Annotated in this window: 1 protein-coding gene; it reads left to right on the top strand. The window is 32.8% G+C overall.

All coding sequences use genetic code 11. The features are described from left to right. The first annotated feature begins 173 nt into the window (after nucleotides 1–173). The gene (locus JF73_RS08705; protein ID WP_046327885.1) at nucleotides 174–692 is read left to right on the top strand and encodes a TetR family transcriptional regulator C-terminal domain-containing protein; all 519 of its coding nucleotides are present in this window, start codon (nucleotides 174–176) and stop codon (nucleotides 690–692) included. The last annotated feature ends 42 nt before the right edge of the window (nucleotides 693–734 follow it).

Consider the following 734-nt stretch of genomic DNA (forward strand, 5'->3'; position numbering starts at 1 on the left):
AACCGTTTATTAATCTGGTTTATTAGTTTTTTTGATTGCTTATTTTTATAAAACGCTTTATTTGCAGAATTCAGAAACTTTTAAAAATTAAATCATTTTTTTACCAGAAACTATTGCGTGTAACCGTCATCATTGATATATTTATAATACCATAAGTAGAAGTGAGGAAGGATATGAGACTAACAAAAGCTGAAGAAGTATTGGTGACGGGATTGTCGAAGTACAGTGTAAACAAATACACTGTAACAAACTTCTGTAAAGAACTGAAAATTAATCGTGTAGCTTTCTACAAAAAATACCGCAATATTTGTGATTTGTTTACTTCGGTTTTAGCGTTGCAAACTAGAAGGACCCTTCGCGTTATTGGTAGTGAAAATATGGATCGCATGTTTTATAGAATGCTGGCTAAAATCCAGGAGAACAAGATTTTTTACGCCAATTTAAATCGTATTGCACAAGATCCAGCAGAATTTTGTCGCGTCTTAAGTAAAGAATATGCCTATGCGATTGAAATGTATATGAGACCGCGGGGCGCATTTTCGGTTCGAAAAGTCGAAATGGTGGCAAACGGTGTTTATGCAATAATTTTTAATTGGGTACTAAATGAGTGTAAGGCTGATATCAGAGATATTTACCAGAGCGTTCATTTGCTGCTCTACCATATAGAAAAAAACGTAAAAAAGCAGTCGTAACTATATTTTTTGTAAGAATGTTAGAAATAACATTCTTTTTTT

It is taken from the genome of Lactobacillus helsingborgensis (assembly GCF_000970855.1).
GTDB classification, from domain to species: Bacteria; Bacillota; Bacilli; order Lactobacillales; family Lactobacillaceae; genus Lactobacillus; species Lactobacillus helsingborgensis.